Annotated in this window: 18 protein-coding genes and 1 pseudogene; 18 read left to right on the forward strand and 1 reads right to left on the reverse strand. The window is 36.2% G+C overall.

The genetic code is table 11. The annotated features are described in order from the left end of the window. Positions 1–107 precede the first annotated feature (107 nt). On the reverse strand, positions 108–251 hold the full coding sequence (locus LVD51_RS10530; protein ID WP_236971195.1) for a hypothetical protein: 144 nt from the start codon (positions 249–251) through the stop codon (positions 108–110). A 159-nt stretch (positions 252–410) separates the two neighbouring features. Between LVD51_RS10530 and LVD51_RS10535 the strand changes: the two genes are divergently transcribed. From LVD51_RS10535 to wecB, 18 genes and pseudogenes are all read left to right on the forward strand, one after another. Beyond that, on the forward strand, positions 411–1,223 hold the full coding sequence (locus LVD51_RS10535; RefSeq protein ID WP_236971196.1) for a hypothetical protein: 813 nt from the start codon (positions 411–413) through the stop codon (positions 1,221–1,223). After that, complete coding sequence (locus tag LVD51_RS10540) at positions 1,204–2,457, forward strand: glycosyltransferase family 4 protein (RefSeq protein ID WP_236971197.1); 1,254 nt, start codon at positions 1,204–1,206, stop codon at positions 2,455–2,457. The genes LVD51_RS10535 and LVD51_RS10540 overlap by 20 nt, the downstream gene beginning before the upstream one ends. A gap of 8 nt (positions 2,458–2,465) precedes the next feature. Further along, positions 2,466–3,404, forward strand: a complete 939-nt coding sequence (locus LVD51_RS10545; protein ID WP_236971198.1) for a glycosyltransferase family protein — start codon at positions 2,466–2,468, stop codon at positions 3,402–3,404. Position 3,405: 1 nt separating this feature from the next. Next, positions 3,406–4,983 carry a right-handed parallel beta-helix repeat-containing protein gene (locus tag LVD51_RS10550; RefSeq protein WP_236971199.1) on the forward strand — a complete coding sequence of 526 codons (1,578 nt, stop codon included), beginning with the start codon at positions 3,406–3,408 and terminating at the stop codon, positions 4,981–4,983. Further along, positions 4,974–6,146 carry a glycosyltransferase gene (locus tag LVD51_RS10555; protein ID WP_236971200.1) on the forward strand — a complete coding sequence of 391 codons (1,173 nt, stop codon included), beginning with the start codon at positions 4,974–4,976 and terminating at the stop codon, positions 6,144–6,146. The genes LVD51_RS10550 and LVD51_RS10555 overlap by 10 nt, the downstream gene beginning before the upstream one ends. Next, positions 6,139–7,281, forward strand: coding sequence for a glycosyltransferase family 4 protein (locus tag LVD51_RS10560; RefSeq protein ID WP_236971201.1), 1,143 nt, complete (start codon positions 6,139–6,141; stop codon positions 7,279–7,281). The genes LVD51_RS10555 and LVD51_RS10560 overlap by 8 nt, the downstream gene beginning before the upstream one ends. Before the next feature lie 271 nt (positions 7,282–7,552). Then, positions 7,553–8,758: an MBOAT family O-acyltransferase gene (locus LVD51_RS10565; protein WP_262912760.1), complete on the forward strand. Its 1,206-nt coding sequence runs from the start codon at positions 7,553–7,555 to the stop codon at positions 8,756–8,758. Between the two features lie 2 nt (positions 8,759–8,760). After that, positions 8,761–9,666 (forward strand): hypothetical protein, encoded by a 906-nt coding sequence (locus tag LVD51_RS10570; protein ID WP_236971203.1) that lies wholly within the window; start codon positions 8,761–8,763, stop codon positions 9,664–9,666. Between the two features lie 117 nt (positions 9,667–9,783). Next, positions 9,784–11,307, forward strand: a complete 1,524-nt coding sequence (locus tag LVD51_RS10575) for an oligosaccharide flippase family protein (protein WP_236971204.1) — start codon at positions 9,784–9,786, stop codon at positions 11,305–11,307. Continuing rightward, a complete protein-coding gene (locus LVD51_RS20130; protein ID WP_236971205.1) occupies positions 11,300–12,511 on the forward strand; it encodes a glycosyltransferase in 1,212 nt (403 codons plus the stop codon). Before LVD51_RS10575 ends, LVD51_RS20130 begins: the two co-directional genes overlap by 8 nt. Beyond that, on the forward strand, positions 12,508–13,440 hold the full coding sequence (locus tag LVD51_RS10585) for a GDP-mannose 4,6-dehydratase (protein WP_236971206.1): 933 nt from the start codon (positions 12,508–12,510) through the stop codon (positions 13,438–13,440). The genes LVD51_RS20130 and LVD51_RS10585 overlap by 4 nt, the downstream gene beginning before the upstream one ends. Before the next feature lies 1 nt (position 13,441). Further along, a pseudogene (locus LVD51_RS10590) lies at positions 13,442–13,740 on the forward strand (polysaccharide biosynthesis protein); the annotation flags it as partial. A gap of 549 nt (positions 13,741–14,289) precedes the next feature. Then, positions 14,290–15,453, forward strand: a complete 1,164-nt coding sequence (locus LVD51_RS10595) for an MBOAT family O-acyltransferase (protein WP_236971207.1) — start codon at positions 14,290–14,292, stop codon at positions 15,451–15,453. Positions 15,454–15,515: 62 nt separating this feature from the next. Further along, positions 15,516–16,307 carry a hypothetical protein gene (locus LVD51_RS10600; protein ID WP_236971208.1) on the forward strand — a complete coding sequence of 264 codons (792 nt, stop codon included), beginning with the start codon at positions 15,516–15,518 and terminating at the stop codon, positions 16,305–16,307. A gap of 495 nt (positions 16,308–16,802) precedes the next feature. Further along, the gene (locus tag LVD51_RS10605) at positions 16,803–17,840 is read left to right on the forward strand and encodes a polysaccharide biosynthesis protein (protein WP_236971209.1); all 1,038 of its coding nucleotides are present in this window, start codon (positions 16,803–16,805) and stop codon (positions 17,838–17,840) included. Next, on the forward strand, positions 17,840–18,268 hold the full coding sequence (locus LVD51_RS10610; RefSeq protein ID WP_236971210.1) for a WxcM-like domain-containing protein: 429 nt from the start codon (positions 17,840–17,842) through the stop codon (positions 18,266–18,268). The genes LVD51_RS10605 and LVD51_RS10610 overlap by 1 nt, the downstream gene beginning before the upstream one ends. A gap of 5 nt (positions 18,269–18,273) precedes the next feature. Then, the gene (locus tag LVD51_RS10615; protein ID WP_236971211.1) at positions 18,274–19,383 is read left to right on the forward strand and encodes a polysaccharide biosynthesis C-terminal domain-containing protein; all 1,110 of its coding nucleotides are present in this window, start codon (positions 18,274–18,276) and stop codon (positions 19,381–19,383) included. Positions 19,384–19,398: 15 nt separating this feature from the next. Continuing rightward, positions 19,399–20,538, forward strand: coding sequence for a non-hydrolyzing UDP-N-acetylglucosamine 2-epimerase (gene wecB, locus LVD51_RS10620; protein ID WP_394803169.1), 1,140 nt, complete (start codon positions 19,399–19,401; stop codon positions 20,536–20,538). The last annotated feature ends 5 nt before the right edge of the window (positions 20,539–20,543 follow it).

Consider the following 20,543-nt stretch of genomic DNA (forward strand, 5'->3'; position numbering starts at 1 on the left):
TTACAGGGACCAAGATTCAAGTAGCCTGCCTCATCTATATATCATTATGGTGTACGGCTCCGCCCTTGGGCTATGCTTTGGTCTTTCGACTCTTGGCCATTATGGCATTAATGCTGTGGTTGATCATTGAAACCCAACAGCAAAGAAATATTATTAAATACCCAACCTACCCCAGCATAGCGGTCTTCTTTTATCTGGCCTATATATCTATCCTCGAGATCTTTGTCGACGACGGCATCACCATTGTCCAAAATATCCAGATCTACATCCTCTTACTTTTTTTAGTCTTTCAACAAGGTCATTTTAAGCGTTCTGTCTATGACCTCGTCCCCATATTGTGGACGATTTTACTGAGCTATCCCCTATGGTCGCTACGATCACTTTACGCTCTATGGCAAGATCCCAAAGTCATGCGCACCATTGTCCGGTCCAGTGGAGCGGCCAAGGAATTGGCCCTTTCCGGCGTAGGCGGTTACGGCTTTGCCTATAGCATGGTTTTTTTACTTCCTTGTCTTATAATTTTATATTTAAACAGAGAAAAGCTTAAACCACTTAACCATAGTAAATACCTAATAGCAAGTATACTACTGAATATTGCAATTAGTTCAATCGTTATCCTGTTATCTGGTTATAGCATCGCTATAATATCAATTTCAACAATAATTACCATTCTATTTTTTTTCAATAAAAACAAAATAATAATTAACTCAATTATTATAGTACTAATGACAACGATTGGGATAAGTATTCCCTATTTGATTAATCGATACTATTTCCAATTACTCGAATTAACATTTGGAACTAATTATTATGCAAAAATACGTGATATTAACGTCAGCTTGCAATCTAGCGAGGTATCTGGCACTTTAGCCGATAGAGTTGAACGATATTTAAGAAGTATTGAATATTTTTCACACAACCCTATATTTGGGACACTATCCAAAGCCGATTTAGGTAAACATTCAATGATATTAGACCATTTTGCTCAATTTGGGGTAGGTGGCGGAATACTATTCCTAACAATAATATTTTGGCAAGTTTTACAGTATTATAGATATGAAAAAAAAGGGAAATTATCACTTGCTATAGGAATTGCAATATTGTTAATATTTGGATTAAATAATGCAGTCTTTAATTTTGCTCCTATCCTATTTATTTTATACCCATTAACTATAATACTTACACAAGATAATATTCAACATAATGACATTAAAAAAATTTAAAATCCTTTGGATTGTCAATCAGATCCAACCCGACCTATCCACACACCTCGGTCTATCTCCATCCGTCTTTGGTGGATGGGTCCATGAAACCATTAACAGCTTGAAACAAGAAGGAGATTTAGAATTAGGAATCGTCTGTCTGGGTGAAAAAACTTTGGCAGAATACCGTGTATCAGAAGTTACGTATTTTTTAATTCCTCAAAATCCCAAGGATAAAAGAGATTGTCTCCAAGCCGATGTAGAAGAAGTCCTCCATCGCTTTCAACCCGATTTAATCCATATCGAGGGTTCAGAGATGGCATTTAAATGGAGATTTTTAAAATATTATAAAGGGTCAAAATTGGTTTCAATTCAAGGATTGATCTCTGTAATTAATAAATATGAAATGGGACAAGTTGATACCTTAAATACCAATTATATAAAAGACGTAATATTTACACTATTAAATTTCATAAATAAAAATATTATCCTAAAAAGACGAATAAATGCTGAATTAAAAATCATAGCTAATACAAATTATATCTTAGGTCGAACAATCTGGGACAAAAGTCATGCCTTTGCCCTCAATCCTCAAGCGCAGTACTTTCACTGCCCGCGAACATTGAGACCGGCCTTCTATGAAGCCGAGAAATGGAAGTTGGAAAAGACTCAACCCTATACCTTATTTATGGGCAATGCACAAATAGCTCGAAAAGGGGCCCACTTTGTGATAGAGGCCCTTTCGATTTTAAAGAAAAAATATCCCAACATTACACTACATATTGCGGGCGAAAAACCCTACGCCAAAAGTTTTAAAGATTGGAAGAAAATCTGGGGCTATCCCGCCTATTTATTGAGATTGATTAAAAAATTAAACCTCGAAGACCATGTAAGCTTTACCGGACTGTTGAACCAGACGGAAATGGCGTCCTACTTGCAGAAGTCCCATGTCTACGTCCTGCCTTCCATTATCGAGAACAGTCCCAATACACTAGGCGAAGCCATGATGATAGGCACGCCCTGCGTAGTGAGTTACAATGGCGGAATACAATCTATGGCAGACAACGAAACAGAAGCCCTTTACTATCGAAGCAACGATGCCGCCATGTTGGCCTATCAAATTCATCGGATATTTAACCAACCGGAATTGGCGAAACAATTATCCCTAGCTGGACAACAAAAGGCCAACCTCACCCATGATAGAGAAGGGAATAAAGCCCTACTCCTCCATTGTTATCGACAAATTTTAGAATAAATTCCAATATGATATTAGCCCCCATTATTTTATTTGTATACAATCGTCCCGACCATAGTAGGCAGACGATAGAGGCCTTGGCCAAGAATCACTTAGCCAAAGATAGTATTCTCTATATTTTTAGCGATGGGCCAAAATCCATGGCTCAAGAGAATAAAGTAAATGAAGTCCGACAACTCATCAACAAGGTTAAAAATAAAGATCTCTTTAAGGAGGTAATTATTGTTGAGTCACCGATCAATAAAGGCTTAGCTCAATCTATTAAAGACGGCGTTAGTCAAGTTTTTAATCAATACGACAAAGTCATTGTCCTAGAAGACGATTTAATAACGGCCGTCGATTTTTTAAGTTTCATTAACCAGTGTTTAATTTATTATCGAGATAAGACCAATATTGGTTCAGTCACCGGATATTCTCCCATCCCCAACCTCGAAAAACAATTTAGTAAAGACGTTTATATTGCCAATAGAAATTCTTCTCTAGGATGGGGAACTTGGCGTAATCGATGGTCGACTGTGGATTGGGATTGTCGTCAGTATCAAGCCTTTCGACTCAATTTACCCCAACAATGGGCTTTTGGAAATTACGGCCTCGATCGAGTTAAGCGACTCCATCGGCAAATCCAGATGAATTCTACTTCATGGTCGATTAAATTTGGTTTTCACCAATTTAACTCAGGACTAATGACCATTTATCCTCGAATTTCCAGACTAAAACACATAGGCTGGGACGGATCGGGCACCCATTCCAATACTTCCGAAGCCCAAACATACGCTCACTTTAACAGTGCTATCTCCTCAGAACCCAGTCCTTTTCATTTGGAATTGCCAGAAGAAGATCCTATTATTCGACGTTCCTTCCAAAAAATATACGGCGGAAATTCCATCCAGCAATGGAAGTATCGATTAAGCATCCTATGGATACAATTGCTCCAATACTATAAATAATATGACTTATATAAAAATCCTCATCCTCGCCATCTGTGTATCTTGTTACACACCACTAACCGTGGTAGATGATTCTTATAATAAAGATACAGCCACCCTTTATCAAATGATTCATCAGGCCAAAAACAATAAGGTAATGATCATGCCCAAAGCAGACAGACAGCCCTATCGCATTAATCAGCGACTTCCCTTACCCTCTAATACCGTCATTGAATTGAGCCCAGCCATCGTTATACAATCCATCGACGACATTGGCGGAATATTTCTATTCGACGATATCGAAAACACCATAATCAAAGGCAATGGAGCCAAACTTATACAGCGAAGAGACTCCCAGAGATCTATGATCTACCTATTGGGTGGACGCAAATGCATCATCCAAGACCTGATATTAGACGGTACGGGCAAGGACGGTATCTATATCGGTACGGGAACTACGACGGGTACGGGACAAGACCACGTAATTCAAGGCTGTAAGATCTCCAATATGAAGCGTCAAGGCATCTCAGTAGTCGATGCCATTGGTACACAGATTATAGACTGTCATATCGACAATACGCACGGAGCCCCACCGGCAGCTGGCATCGACTTAGAAGAAAATGAAAATACCACGGTAGAGAACACCATAATTAAAAACTGTAGATTTACCAACCATACAGAGCAAGCTGGAATTGTAATTGCAAAAGCAAACAAGTCCTTAATTTCAAGTTGCAACTTTACTAAAAATAAAATGGGCATTAATATCGACTTGGCCGGGACGGGAACGAGTAAAGTATCCATTACATCCGTTGACTTAAAAACCAATCAAATCCATGCTCCAAACCATGGATTAAAAGTACACGACCTTGTTATGTTGCGCGCATTGCGTAAGACGGAAGAGAAAATGGTCAATAACCATCGATATACCTTCAGAGTCTATGAAGTCGTCGACAAAGACCATATTACTCTATCTTATAATTACGGAGCCAATCCCGTCACCTTATTGTCGGCTTCCAAAGACTATTATCTTAGAAAATACGAGCTGTCTGAAATCGAGGGTACAACGATCGACAACTGCACCTTTATAGACAACGGAGCCAGCATCTATGCAGAACAGGCCAAGAATGTCACCGTAAAAAACTGCAAGATCGAAGGCGGCTACGGCGGTATTAATTTAGTCAATACAGCAAATGCCGTCATCCAGCACAATACCTTGCGCAACAATACCGGGGGCCGGGCCATTTTTATAACTGCTGAGAAGGCGTTAATTACCGACAATTACATAGAAAATGCCCAAGAAGAAGGAATAGAGATACAAGGAACTGAATGCACCCAAATTTCAAGAAATCTCCTTAAGAATTGTGGTCGAAAAAGTGATATGGCAATAATGTTAAAATATACTAAGAATAGTATAATTTCAAACAATAATTTAATTGAAGAAAAAAAATTGCGCTATGGATTAGTCCTTATCGAAAGTGTAAATAACCAAATCACCGATAATCTAATGCCAACTAATGCTTATAATGAAAATTACGCAGGATCGATAAAAGATAATATTCAGTTGAGATCTAAAAACCAAATTAAAGATCCATGTCCATAAAATCGACTAAAACCGTACTATTTCATTATTCCATCTTTAATACTGGGGGTGCCGAACGATCGACAGCCAAATTGATGAAGGCTCTTTGTGATCGAGGTTGGCAGGTCACCTTATTGCTCAATGCTGGCGGGGGAGATTTTGAATCTTTTATTGACCCAAGGGTCAATATAATACATCTCAAGCCCAAGCCCTATGGCAATAAATTTAAATCGGCCAAAACCCTTATAGAAAAAATAAAATACACTTTTGATGCCTTTCTATATCTATACAGTAAAATCATTGAAAAATTCCGACTCAGACAATTGCGCCATATCCACTTTCAAGCGGCCATAGTATCTCTACAGGGACTATCCCCCAAGATAGTTACGCAACATATTAAGTGTAATGTCAGAATTCATATGATTAGAAATGACATTAGTAAGATTCACAATCCAGAAAAGATAGCGCAGTCTATCGGTCAATACCATGATGAGATAGACTACTATGTCTGTGTGGCTCAGGAAAGTAAGGCAGCCTTAATTCGGCAATTCCCTATGCTGGAAGAAAAAGCGCTGGTCATTCACAATTTATTGAATTCTGACAAGATGTTGGCAGCCATAAAAAATCAAGCCAATCCCTATTTATCCTACGGAAATCTTACCAAAATAGTCTCCGTAGGGCGTTTAAGTGATTCCGCGAAAGGACTCATCAGAATGGCTGAGGTTCATGCAGCATTATTAGAGAAAGGATATAACCATCTTTGGTTTCTCGTAGGAGAAGGCAAAGACCGAGCACTAATTACCGAAAAAATAAAATCTCTCGGTATTGAGAAAAGTTTTATCCTCCTCGGTCCCCAATCCAATCCCTATCCCTTTTACTACTATGCCGACATTTCCGCCACCTTGTCTCAGTACGAAGGATTATGTGGGGCGGTAAACGAGGCCAAGGTTATGGGCAGACCGGTGATCGCCACCGAATTTTCTGGCATTCACGAACAAATCACCGATGGAGTCAACGGCTTAATTGTTGAAAATAATAAAGAAGCCATTATAGAGGGGCTTAGAAAACTCCTTATAGATCAAACATTGATCAAACAATTGACAAATGATATCTTACCAGCAATCATCAAAGACGATAACTTAAAAATAAATCGTCTCGAACAAATAATTGAAAATCATGAATAAAGATCAAATTATTTATGTAGGAGGTTTTAGACTACCAGATCAAAATGCTTCCGCTATTCGAGTTAGAGATATTGCTCATTTATTTTCACGACTCAATTATACCATTCATATAGGGGGACTAATAGTCGATAAAATTAAGATCGATAACAATTTAAAATATTGGGACTATTCACTGATTAATGGAGATAAAATAAAAAGAGACCGTGAAATCACTCCAATCATTGCCAAAGTCGAGGAAATCGGGAAAGAAAATCTTAAAGCCATTATTGCCTACAACTACGCCCCGCTAGCGTTTTATAATCTATATCAATACTGTAAAAAAGAAGACATCGTGTTAATCCCTGATATTACAGAATGGTATTTAATCGATGGGAAAGTAAGCTTACAGAAAATATTGCGGATGTGGTTGACGAATTGGCGAATTAAAAGGATTTCCCCTAAATGTAAGAATGCTATAGTGGCTGTCGATGCCATGAGAAAAAATTTTTCAAATCACAATATTATAGCATTACCACAGGTATCTAGCATTAAAAGTGGTAAAAGGAATAATGTCAATAAAAAGAATAATGTAATTAAATTTACCTATGCCGGCTACCCTGGTAGAAAATTTAGCAAGGAAAATATAAACTTTGTCATTAAAGCCTTTGAAAAATTACACGATAGATATCAAAATTATGAATTTACCATCATTGGAATCGATAAGGAAACCGCTTTACAAAATGATGCATCCTTAAAGTCTGCTATAGAGAAATGCAAGAATTCCATTCGCTTTTTAGGTAGACTTCCCCACAATGAAACCATAAAATTCATTAGTCAAGGAGATTTTTCAATATTTATTCGACCGGACAATCGAGTGAGTCGATATGGGTTTCCTACCAAGGTAAAAGAAGCATTTGAAATGGGGGTTCCCATATTCACCAACAATACCGGTGATTTGTCAAAATACATTAAGAATGGGGAAAACGGAATATTAATTCAGGATAATAAGATAACTACCATATCTCGTTCCTTAGAAAAAGTATTCCAATATACCTCGGAGGATATCAATCGCCTAAAAACCAATTGTGCGAAGAAAAACCCCTTTTATGAGGATGAATTTATAGAAGAGTCTGTACAATTCTTTAATAAATTTTAAAAAGTCCAAACTATAAAGATTTTAAAAATTGCTATTTAACTCATTTGATTTTCTATTCTTTTTACCAACAGTTTTTATACTGTATTGGTTTGTTTGCAATCGCAATTTAAAGTATCAAAATCTCCTGCTATTAATATCCAGTTATATATTCTATGGATATTGGGATTGGAGATTCTTAGGTTTGATATTGTTGAGTACCATAGTTGACTATTTTGTTGGACTAAAAATATTTAACAATGCAAAAAAAAATACTGCCAAAAAATGGCTCATCTTGTCAATATTTTTTAATCTTGGTCTCCTTGGTTTCTTTAAATATTTCAATTTTTTTATTGACTCATGGGTTGATTTAATGACAGGTATGGGGTTTCCTATTACCTATACATGGACTCTCAATATTATTCTTCCTGTTGGGATTTCGTTTTACACCTTTCAGACCATGTCTTATTCTCTTGACATTTACAACAAGAAACTCAAGCCCACTAAAGACTTTTTTGGCTTTGCCGCTTTTGTATCATTTTTTCCACAATTGGTAGCCGGTCCCATAGAACGTGCATCAAACCTTCTTCCTCAAATTCTACATAAACGGACATTCAACTACGACCAAGCCATCATTGGAATGCGATTAATTCTATGGGGTTTATTTAAAAAAATAGTTGTCGCAGATTCTCTAGCCCCCATAGTGAATGATATTTTTGCCCATTATGACCAATACAATGGTGGTATATTACTCTTAGGTGCTATTTGCTTTGGATTTCAAATTTATGGTGATTTTTCAGGATATTCTGATATTGCGATAGGTGTGGCAAAACTTTTTGGAATCCATTTAATGACAAACTTTAACTTTCCTTATTTTTCAAGAAATATTGGAGAATTTTGGAGACGTTGGCACATTAGCTTATCTACATGGTTTCGAGATTATCTTTATATTCCTCTTGGAGGATCAAAAGTGAGTATACCTATCGCCCTACGTAACGTCTTTATTATTTTCTTAGTCAGTGGGTTTTGGCATGGTGCCAATTGGACTTTTATTGCATGGGGGTTTTACCACGCCGCTTTATTTATACCGTCCTTTTTAAATAAAAAGAACCGAAAGTATATAACCACTAACACAGATCATTTTTTCCCAGATTATAAAGAATTAATTAACATTATTACGACTTTTCTTTTAGTAACTATAGGATGGGTGTTTTTTAGAGCTGATAATATCTCCATAGCTATCGATATTATTAAAAAAATTATTTTAAACTTTGATTTTTCAATATATCACCATCCTGAAAATCGAAGAATGATTGATTATATTTTTGCTGTGTCAATCATGTTAACTGTAGAATATATCTTACATAAAAAACACAAAATCATAACGTATTTCAATAAATACCAATATCTACGATATAGCCTATACGCTAGTCTAGTTTTTGCTATATTTATTGCAAGTAGTGAACATAAAGATGTCTCATTTATATATTTTCAATTTTAAAAATGAAATATTTTATATTAAAAACATTAGGTTTTACTATATTTCTATTATTATTTTTAGAAATTATCATTAGAATATTACATTTTTACAATGATGTTCCCTTAAGAATGATAGATGACTATGGTAATGAAAAATGGGTACCTTTTCAAGAAGGCTATTTCTATACTGGCACAAAAAAAGAAACAGTATCAAAATATAGAATAAATAATTTTGGGTTTAATTCAACTTTAAATTACTCTTTTAATCACAGTGATACCACAAAAATTGGATTATTTGGGGATTCTTATATAGAAGGGTTTAATCAAGATGTAGATCAATCCATTGGAATTAAAATCATGAATAAAATTCCAATTATTTGCTATGAATTTGGTTTTTCTGGATATGATTTTGCAAGTATTATTCATTTAATAGAAACAAATGAATCAAAATTTAAAGTTTTAGATAGAATATATATATACCTAAACAATTCTGATTTCAATAGGTCTACTTATACGATAAGCAATCATCAGAAAGAAAGAACAAATACACTAATATCAACAATTTATAGAAATTTCAAATTCCTTATGTTTTTAAATCATAATGGCTATATAAAAACAATAAAAGAAAAATTTAGATTTCATTCAAAGAACATAGACAAACCTAATTATAAAATACATAATATCAATCAATTAATTAATAATAGCCATATAGATTGGTCAAAGGTCATTTTTATTATTGATTCAAGTGAAATAGATTCATTAATAATTCAAAAATTAAATTCCTTAGCCAAAGTCTTAGACATTACTAATATATTTTCAAAATCCAAATACAAAACAAATTTTGGATATGATAAACATTGGAACAACCACGGGCGAAGTTTAATATCAGATTTTATTATTAGAAATGAGAACAATTACATTCAATATTAATAATTTAACAAACAACACATTTTAATCTATAAAAAACATAATTATTTTCAATTCAATTACACAAAATAACAAAGTCCCGCATTAAAAAAGTTAATCATATTAGAAATTAAATAAACCATGGTGAACCAACGAAAATCTGGTGTTATCCTATCTTATCTTACTTTGTTTATAAAGATAGCGATAGCCATGGTCTATACGCCCTTTTTAATTCACAGTTTGGGCAAAAGTGAATACGGTATTTTTAATATAACCGTATCAATCTTATCCTATATGGCTATCTTAGATTTCGGAGTCAATGATTCCACCATTCGATACTTGGTTCAAATTAAGAATCAATTGAACTTACCCAAGAGCAAGGAAATCTTAGCTGGAATTAATTTGTTCTATTCTAGCATCGGTATTGGGATAATAGGCATTGGGACCCTCCTTTATTTCAACCTAGATACCTTCTTTGGTCAGTCGATGGATGGAAGGGAAATATATTTATTAGAAATCACTTTCTTAATCGCCTTGGTCAGTACTTTATTCTCGATAGTAATGAATCCCTTTTCAGCCATCTTAATGGCCTATGAGAAATTTGCCTTATTGAAGTGGATAGAGCTCATAAGCTATTTATTAACCACTGGCCTAATAGTTGTATTTCTACTCCTCGGTTACAAATTAGTGGCTGTAGTCTATATATCTGCTATAATCAATATCCTAGGTATTGTTTACAAGATTTACTACGTAAAGAGAAAATTAAAATTCCCCTATTCTCTATTACAATACTCTACACAGACGATAAAGACACTGCTAAATTACAGCAGTCCCATATTTTTAGTCGTCGTAGTAGAACAAATTTATTGGAAATTGGACAATATCCTTATCGGTTCGTATTTGGGAGCTTCCATGGTAGCCATCTATGCTGCCGGCATCTTCTTTCAAAAGTACATCTTAAGTTTTTCCACATCTATTTCTAGGGTCATGATTCCCAATTTTATAGATAAATTAGACCAAAATGTAGACCTTAGAGAACGCAGTCGATTGTACATTAAGGTGGGGCGAATTCAATTAATGAGCATACTATTGATCGTGACGACCCTAGGTTTATATGGTTATGAATTTATTCAGTTGTGGTTGGGCCCAGATTTTACCTTATCCTACTATGTACTATTGGCTATTATGATACCACAGAGTCTGGAAGTTGTGGGCAATATCAGAAATACGGTATTGCAAGTCAAAGGATTGTATTGGTTTCGAGCCAGGTTAATCTTTTTTATTTCCCTGATCAATATCGGTTTTACCATTTACTTTCTTAAAGTACATCAAAGTATTGTATTAGCTGCTGTTTCTACAGGAGTGGGTATCTTATTGGGATATATCATTATCAATACTTATATCCATATCAAACAACTTCTCGATATCAAATATTTCATACTATCAACTTGGATCGCTATTCTGCCCACCATACTTATCCTCGGTATTGCCAATATAGGTTTGAGTTTCATGGTAGCCGATCGGTGGTTTCCTTTTTTTATAAAGATAGGGATACATATTGCCATATGTATATGGACGCTTTACCTAATATATATGAATACGGAAGAAAAGAACATGATAAAAAAATTAGTCAATCAACTTAAAACCAAGATTGTTGGTGGATAAAGTCATATTATATATAAGTCCCATTCCCTGCCCCAGTCCAAGTGCTGCGTTTAGTAGAGTGCTCTACAACTGTATGAGTATGCAAAAGGCGGGATACAAGGTCATCATCCTCGGCAGTCCAAGTAATGAAAAAATAAATTCTTCTCAGCCTATAACATATCGAGGCATCAATATTTATTCCGTAGAAACTAATTCTACAGCAACGAAATCTAAAATAGGAAAGATCCAGCAATACATCCAGCAAGGCCATCATTCGATTCAATGGATGAATGATCACAAAGAACTCCATATTCAAGGCATTATCCTATACAGTGGTTACTCACCTTTTCTAATAAAGCTATTGCCCTATTGTCGAAATAATGGTATACCATTGGCTTTTGATACGGTGGAATGGTATCAGGCCAGTAATCGATGGAAGCATTGGTTAAATCCCTATTATTGGAATATAGAATATGCCATGAGGAGATTAATTCCTCGTTGTAATAATGTTATTGCTATCAGTGATTATATTTCCCAATATTACGGAAAGAAGGTTGAAAACACAATAAAATTACCCCCATTAATAGATACAAAAAACGTTAGTCCAAATTTACATGCTAATGAAAACATTCTTGTCCTGTCTTACACAGGCAATCCGGGAAGAAAGGACTTATTCAACAACTACTTAGAAGCCGTCTTTGCAATAGTAGAAAATCATCCCACATATGAAAGATCTCTAGTCTTACATATAGCGGGAATTCAAAAGAATCGACTAATGCAATTTCAGGCCATTCTAAAAAGAAACCTCCTTGAGATACCGGATTTTATTATTAGTGAAGGTAGAGTGTCACAAGAAAGAGCCATAGCCATCACCAGGAATGCTGATTTCAGTTTATTGCAAAGACCAGTTAATAAGGTAAGTCAAGCCGGCTTCCCGACTAAATTGGTGGAATCCATGGCCGTAGGCACACCAGTCATTCTCAATCATACCAGCAACCTTTCAAAATACGTCCACCATATGGACCAAGGAATTGTTTGTAAAGATGAAAGTCTAGAATCACTAATAGAAAGCATTTTATTGGCCTTGCAAAGTACGCAAGCAGAAAAAAATAAAATGCGAGAGGCGGCTAGAAAAACGGCTGAAGTCCACTTTGATTATAGAAATCACAGTGATGCCTTTCAAGAATTTATACATAATTTTCAATTACAAAAAAAACAATCATGAAATTATTGGTAACAGGGGGTGCAGGATTTATAGGATCAAATCTTGTAGAAAAATTAATCCGTTTAGGCCATTCGGTCTCAGTGATCGATAACCTATCTTCGGGTTACGAATCCAATATCAGAGATTTGGATGTCACCTTTTTCGAAGAAGACGTTTGTAATGGAGAAGCTGTGGAAAAGATAATACGAAATGGAAATTTTGACACCATCTTTCACCTTGCGGCATCTGTGGGCAACAAAAGGTCGATCGATCATCCCATTTTAGACTCACAAATCAATGTTATCGGGACCTTAAACATCTTAGAAGCTGCTAGAAAACATAAAGTAAGAAAAATAGTAGCTTCATCTTCCGCTGGAATATATGGAGAACTAAAGACAGTGCCCATTAAAGAGGACCATCCTATTGATCCGGAATCACCCTATTCGGCGAGTAAATTATGCATGGAGAAGCAGTGTTTGGCCTACGGTCACCTATACGATATGGAAGTAATATGCCTGCGATACTTTAATGTCTATGGCAAAAATCAAAGATTTGATGCCTATGGCAATGTCATCCCCAAATTTGTATTTTTGGCTTTGGAAAATAAAAAAATATCCATTTATGGCGATGGCGAACAAACCAGAGATTTTATCCATGTCGACGATGTAGTACAAGCGAATATTAAGGCCTTTGAATCCCATGGAATTTCAGGTGCATTTAATTGTGCTTCTCAGACCCAGATCACCATCAATCGATTGGTTAAACTCATCCAAGAATCTATGGATCAATCCATAGAAGTAGAATATACCGATGTAAGAAAAGGTGATGTATTACATAGTTTGGCCGATATTTCAAAAGCCAGAAAAGCCTTGAATTTTTCACCAAAAGTGGATATAGAAACAGGTCTGCAAAATTATATTCATTGGGCTAAAGCATTTAATAAGAATTAACATGAAAATCAAAAATCAAGTTTTACTCATTACTGGAGGCACAGGTTCCTTCGGTACGGCCGTATAAATCTGTTTTTAGATAGCGCTCATTTTAATGAAATACGATTATTCTACAGAGATGAGAAGAAGCAGCACGATATGCGTAAACCGTATAATCATCCCAAGTTGAAGTTTTATATCGGCGATGTTAGAGACTACGACAGCATAGAAAAAGCCAAGCTTGGAGTCGACTATGTATTTCAAGCAGCAGCACTGAGGCAAGTACCTTCCTGCGATTTTTTTCTTTTAGAGATACTAAAGCCAGTCAATGGGCATGGCCAATTTTAGTGATGTCGCTAATCTCTAGGTTAAAATAGTAGCAATTGTTTCGATTCGAAATCGACCCGAGGGATCAGTCTGCTTGACCATATATAGCAATGTTATGAGGACCTATAATATCCTTTTTACAAAAAAAATAAGGAAAAAATAAAATAATAGGTCTTCCTGATAATTTTAAACCAAAAGGTAATAGATGTGATTCAATAAAGTTCTATGTGGATATAAATCCTTGCTATGAGAAATTTTAAATTTCGAACCGAAAATATATTAACTGTAAAAAATTAAATATTGCTATTTAACTCCTTTGAATTTCTACTCTTTTTACCAACGGTTTTTTTACTGTATTGGTTTGTATGCAATCGCAATTTAAAGTATCAAAATTTCTTATTATTGATATCCAGTTATATTTTCTATGGATATTGGGATTGGAGGTTCTTAGGTTTTATATTATTGAGTACCATAGTTGACTATTTTGTTGGACTAAAAATCTTTAACACTGCAAACAACCAGACTGCTAAAAGATGGCTCATCTTGTCTATATTTTTTAATCTTGGCCTCCTTGGTTTCTTTAAATACTTCAATTTTTTTATTGATTCATGGGTTGATTTAATGGCAGGTATGGGTTTTCCTATAACTTATGTTTGGACTCTCAATATTATACTTCCTGTGGGGATCTCATTTTACACCTTTCAGACCATGTCATACTCTCTGGACATATACAACAAGAAACTTAAGCCCACTAAAGACTTTTTTTGTTTTGCCGCTTTTGTATCATTTTTCCCACAATTGGTAGCCGGTCCCATAGAACGTGCATCAAATCTCCTTCCTCAAATTCTACATAAACGGACATTCAACTACGACCATGCCATCATTGGAATGCGGTTAATTCTATGGGGTTTATTTAAAAAAGTAGTAATCGCAGATTCTTTAGCCCCCATAGTGAATGATATTTTTGCCCATCATGATCAATACCATGGAGGCATTTTAGTTCTTGGTGCTGTCTTTTTTGGATTTCAGATTTATGGAGATTTTTCGGGTTATTCAGATATCGCAATAGGGGTGGCAAAACTTTTTGGAATCCACTTAATGACAAACTTTAATTTCCCTTATTTTTCAAGAAATATTGGAGAATTTTGGAGACGTTGGCACATTAGCCTTTCTACTTGGTTTCGAGATTATCTCTATATCCCACTCGGAGGATCCAAAGTGAGCAAACCTATAGCCCTACGAAACATCTTTATTATTTTCTTAGTCAGTGGATTTTGGCATGGGGCCAATTGGACTTTTATCGCATGGGGGTTTTATCACACCGTCTTATTTATACCGGCATTTATAAATAAAACCAATCGCAAATATTTAAAAATATCAACGGATCATTTTTTACCCCGGCCCTTCGAAATATTGAACATCCTTTTAACCTTTCTCTTAGTCACCATAGGGTGGGTTTTCTTTAGGGCGGATAATTTATTTATCGCATTTGATTATTTGAAGCGAATCATAATTACCTTCGATATTCCCACATTGTATTTTCTTAAATACCTATTTCCCTGTGGTATTATATTTATTCTTGATTGGTTAAAATATAAAAAAATAGAATTTCAAAATTGGACAGTAGTGGATAGTCTAACCTTCTTAATTATTATTTATTTCTCACTTATTCAAAATAAATCGCCCTTTATCTATTTTAATTTCTAATGCTACATTTTTTAAAATATCTATTACATTTCGGTATTTATACCTTGGTTCTAATCTTTCTCATGACTATATGGGATAAAACCAATAACATATTAATGTTGCCCGACAAGGATGTGACCAACCTAAAGAAAAGTCAAGACGTATTTATAGGAAGTTCACACACATTATACCATTTAAACGATTCACTATATCAATCCTTAACTGGAAGACAGGTACATGTAGTCGCAACTGGGGCACAATATGGACTTGAATCGTTACATTACCTTCACCTATTAGGAGAACGGAAACTGCTAGGAGGTAAAAAAATTTATATTCAACTTGAAACAAAGGATAATATAAATGTTCATCCAGAAAAATCTTGGATTATAATTAATTCGAAATGGAAATACCTTAAAACGATATGGAAATATGGTCATTCCGATGAGAAACTAAATTTCTTAAAGGCCTTCTTTACGGACATTCTTTCAATTGAATGGTTACAAAAAATAAGAATGAGACCCTATAAATATCTTCCAGCCGAAAAAATTCGTAAATACGTACCATTCATTGAGGACGAATATAAAGTGGCTAAAAAACAAAGAAATGGAGATAAGGCAGATCATTTTAGTCAAAAATTAATTCAAAAATTCATAGAATCTATCCCCATTTACCAAAAAATGTATAACTGCGAAATAATCTATTACATAGCTGGCGGCTGTCATAGTAATTACTATAAACATACAGAGAATACTCACGATCTAAGATGGTTAAGTTTCATGTCAGACCGAGATTATTGGCAAGATACCAATCACTTAAATAGTCAAGGGGCAGATCTATACACTAGATCCTTGATAAAAATAATGATTTCCAATTAAAATTAAAACTCAATTAAATACCGAAAATCAACGCAAATCAGGTGTTATTCTCTCTTACCTGACTTTATTTATAATGATAGCCATGATCTTTACGCCGTTTTCTACCCACTATTTGGACAAAAGTGAAAGCGGGATCTTTAATATTACGGTATAGATATTGTACTATTTGATCATACTTAATTTTGGCATCAATGATTCTACACTCCGATATTTGGTTCGTTTTAAAAATCAATTGACCCTGTCTAAGTTAACTTACTGCTATGCCATGATAAAGAACTGTCGTAAATTTATCATTCCTAAACAGGAGAGATTCATCCAAAAATCTTTGAATCAATCCATAGAAGTGAATATACCAATTTAAGAAAAGGTGATGTATTACATAATTTGGCCGATATATCAAAAGCTCGGGAAGCCTTAATTCCACTCCAAAAGTGGATATAGAATTGGGACTGAAAAATTATATCTATTGGGTCAAAGCATTTAATAATAAATAACATGGAAATTAAAAACAAAGTTTTACTCATTACTGGAGGCACAGGTTCCTTCGGTACGGCCGTACTCAATCGGTTTTTAGACAGTGATCATTTCAATGAAATCCGAATTTTCTCTAGGGATGAGAAGAAACAGCACGATATGCGTAAGCGCTACAATCATCCCAAATTGAAGTTTTATATTGGCGATGTCAGAGACTATGACAGCATAGAAAAAGCCATGCGCGGAGTCGACTATGTATTTCAAGCAGCAGCACTGAAGCAAGTACCTTCCTGTGAATTTTTCCCTTTGGAAGCGACCAAAACCAATGTTATGGGGACGGCTAATGTGATTGATGCGGCTGCCTACCACAAGGTTAAAAAAGTCATCTGTCTCAGTACGGACAAAGCGGCCTATCCCATCAATGCCATGGGCATTTCGAAGGCATTGATGGAAAAAGTAGCGGTAGCAGCGGCTCGTAATCTAACCGACACCTCGGTCTGTTTGACCAGATACGGCAATGTTATGGGCTCAAGAGGTTCTGTCATCCCCCTCTTTATCAATCAAATTAAAAATGGAGATGCCATAACCATTACCAATCCCCATATGACTCGATTCCTGATGTCGTTAGAAGAAGCGGTGGAATTGGTCCTCTTTGCCTTTGAACACGGAAATTCTGGGGATTTGTTTGTGAACAAAGCTCCCGCAGGTACCATTGGCGATTTAGCAACGGCCTTGAAAGAAATGTACGATTCTCCATCTGAAGTGAAGATCATCGGGACCAGACATGGTGAAAAACTATATGAGACTCTGTGCACCAAGGAAGAAATGCTAAAGGCTGAGGATATGGGGGAATTTTACCGAATTCCAGCCGACAATCGCGATTTAAATTACAACCGATATTTTTTTGAAGGCAGTGATGCCATCGATGAAGTAGAAGATTACAATTCTCACAATACCGAACGACAAGACGTAGAAGGGATCAAAAATTTATTAAAAAAGTTGCCCGTTATTCAACAAGACATCTACGGGGCAACCAACATTGACTATCATCCAGAATAATGACTGTACCACATATCATTCCCGGTCAATTATTTACCGACCACAGGGGAAAACTTCGCTACAACAATGACTACGATTTATCTCAAGTGAGGAGAATCTATGTCATTGAAAATATAAATACCGACCTCAATAGAGGGTGGAAGGCACATAAAATAGAGCAAAGATGGTTTTCTGCCATCTCCGGTTCTTTTATTGTAAGTGTAGTCCCATTTGACAGTTTTGAGACCTATGACCGAGAAGGAAAAACACCTTCCGTGCTCGAGTTTGAACTCAACAGTGAACACCTCGACGTTTTACATTGTCCAGCGGGCTATGCCACGGCCATACAAGCCCAGGAAGATCATGCCCAAATACTGGTGATGGGGGATTATTTACTGGGCAGTACAGAAGACGACTACCGATTCGATATTGATTATTTCAAAAAATAAATATTATGATTAAAGTAGGGATTACCGGAAATAAGGGATTTTTAGGGCGCCATCTCCACAATTATCTTCAACTCAATGAGAACATTGAAATTATCCCATTCGAGTCCTCCTATTTTCAAGAACCGATACAATTGCAAGCCTTTGTCAAATCCTGCGACAGTATTGTACATTTAGCGGCCGTCAATAGACATCCTGATGCCGATGAGTTGTATAGAATAAATATAGATCTTGTAGAAAAATTGGTTCGAGCCTGCGAAGATACGGACAGTCGGCCTCATATTATTATGTCGAGTTCTACACAAGAATACCAAGACAATCCCTATGGAAGATCAAAACTCAAAGGGAGGGAAGTCTTAGAGCTCTGGGCTAATAAAAACAATGCCATGACTTCAGGCCTCATTATTCCCAATATTTTTGGCCCCTTTGGTCGGCCCAATTACAATTCCTTTATAGCCACTTTCTGTCATCGATTGATTCACAACGAGAAAGTAGAGATCATTGTAGATTCTGATGTATCACTGATCTATGTCAATGACTTGGTTAAAGACATTGCAGAGATTATTTTGAATAAGTCCAAGGGGAAAATTGAAATCCGACCTCGATATACGGCTAAAGTTTCAAAAACCCTAGCCATGCTTGAAGGCTTTAAGGCATGTTATATGGAGAAGGGAGAGTTTCCTCAATTAATGGATCCATTTGAAATTGATTTATTCAATACTTTTCGCAGTTATCTTCCCGAAGATTTTTTCCCCTTCTTTTATACCAAACACGAAGATGATAGAGGGGCATTTGTTGAAGTGGTCCGCAGTATGGGCAAAGGGCAGTTTTCGTATTCTACCACCAAGCCAGGCATTACCCGAGGCAATCATTTTCACACCAGGAAGATCGAACGTTTTGCCGTCATCGATGGCAAGGCATTGATACAAATCCGAAAGATAGACGATGACAAAGTCATAGAATACATTATCAGTGGGGATCAGCCCGCTTTTGTGGATATGCCCATCTGGTACACCCATAATATTAAAAATATCGGCGAAGGAATACTCACCACTTTATTTTGGATCAATGAAAGTTATGATCCCACCGATGCAGACACTTACTTTATCCCAGTATAAAAATTAACCATGAATATAAAACGTTTAAAAGTTGTTACCGTTATAGGAACCCGTCCAGAAATCATCAGATTGTCCAGGGTACTTGCTGCTCTTGAAAACAGTTCGGCCATTGACCATGTATTGGTTCATACGGGACAGAACTACGATTACGAATTAAATGAAATATTTTTCAATGATTTGGGAGTAAAACGCCCCGATCACTTTCTCAATGCAGCGGGCAATTCCGCCATCCACACGATAGGCAATGCCATTGCAGCCGTTGAACCCATTTTGATCGATGAAAAACCCGATGCCTTTCTGGTATTGGGAGATACCAACAGTTGTCTATGCGCCATTCCGGCCAAAAAAATGCAAATTCCCGTCTTTCATATGGAGGCCGGCAATCGCTGCTTTGATCAAAGAGTGCCCGAAGAAATCAATCGAAAAATCGTAGACCATATCTCCGACATCAACCTAACCTATAGTTCTATTGCTCGAGAATATCTACTCAATGAAGGCCTAGCGCCAGAAAGAGTTATAAAGACCGGCAGCCCCATGTTTGAGGTTTTAAACCACTATCGAAGTGGGATTCAAGAATCCACAATATTAAATAAATTGGAATTAGAGACTGGTCAATATTTTGTCGTTTCCAGTCATCGCGCTGAAAACGTCGACCCCGAACATCAATTTAAAAAGATTGCCAGTATTATCAATCGGGTAGCAGAAGAATACAACCTACCCATCATTGTCTCTACCCACCCACGCACCCAAAACCGCATCGATGCATTGGGGCTTATTTTTCATTCTAAGGTGAGATTGTTAAAACCTCTCGGATTTTTGGATTATGTTAGACTGCAGCAATCCTCCAAAGCAACCTTGTCTGATAGCGGAACCATCTCGGAGGAGTCTTCGATTTTGGGTTTCCCAGCCCTGAATTTGAGAGAAGCCCATGAGCGTCCCGAGGCCATGGAAGAAGCTGCCGTAATCATGACCGGGCTCAACGAAGATCGGGTTATTCAAGGTTTAGCCGTATTGCAAGACCAAGAAAACCAAACGCCGCCCTATAAGAGTCGGATGGTGGCTGACTACACCATGCCCGATGTTTCACAAAAGGTTTTAAAAATCATTTTAAGTTATTCCGACTACATTCAAAGAGTAGTTTGGAGAAAAAATTAATAGAG

The sequence above is a fragment of the Membranihabitans marinus genome (assembly GCF_021729155.1).
Taxonomy (GTDB): domain Bacteria; phylum Bacteroidota; class Bacteroidia; order Chitinophagales; family Saprospiraceae; genus Membranihabitans; species Membranihabitans marinus.

Bases quoted from the DNA above. Each gene is read 5' to 3' on its own strand.
- LVD51_RS10535 (WP_236971196.1), top strand. From the start codon at position 411: ATGCGCACCATTGTCCGGTCCAGTGGAGCGGCCAAGGAATTGGCCCTT.
- LVD51_RS10540 (WP_236971197.1), top strand. From the start codon at position 1,204: ATGACATTAAAAAAATTTAAAATCCTTTGGATTGTCAATCAGATCCAA.
- LVD51_RS10545 (WP_236971198.1), top strand. From the start codon at position 2,466: ATGATATTAGCCCCCATTATTTTATTTGTATACAATCGTCCCGACCAT.
- LVD51_RS10550 (WP_236971199.1), top strand. From the start codon at position 3,406: ATGACTTATATAAAAATCCTCATCCTCGCCATCTGTGTATCTTGTTAC.
- LVD51_RS10555 (WP_236971200.1), top strand. From the start codon at position 4,974: ATGTCCATAAAATCGACTAAAACCGTACTATTTCATTATTCCATCTTT.
- LVD51_RS10560 (WP_236971201.1), top strand. From the start codon at position 6,139: ATGAATAAAGATCAAATTATTTATGTAGGAGGTTTTAGACTACCAGAT.
- LVD51_RS10570 (WP_236971203.1), top strand. From the start codon at position 8,761: ATGAAATATTTTATATTAAAAACATTAGGTTTTACTATATTTCTATTA.
- LVD51_RS10575 (WP_236971204.1), top strand. From the start codon at position 9,784: ATGGTGAACCAACGAAAATCTGGTGTTATCCTATCTTATCTTACTTTG.
- LVD51_RS10585 (WP_236971206.1), top strand. From the start codon at position 12,508: ATGAAATTATTGGTAACAGGGGGTGCAGGATTTATAGGATCAAATCTT.
- LVD51_RS10600 (WP_236971208.1), top strand. From the start codon at position 15,516: ATGACTATATGGGATAAAACCAATAACATATTAATGTTGCCCGACAAG.
- LVD51_RS10605 (WP_236971209.1), top strand. From the start codon at position 16,803: ATGGAAATTAAAAACAAAGTTTTACTCATTACTGGAGGCACAGGTTCC.
- LVD51_RS10610 (WP_236971210.1), top strand. From the start codon at position 17,840: ATGACTGTACCACATATCATTCCCGGTCAATTATTTACCGACCACAGG.
- LVD51_RS10615 (WP_236971211.1), top strand. From the start codon at position 18,274: ATGATTAAAGTAGGGATTACCGGAAATAAGGGATTTTTAGGGCGCCAT.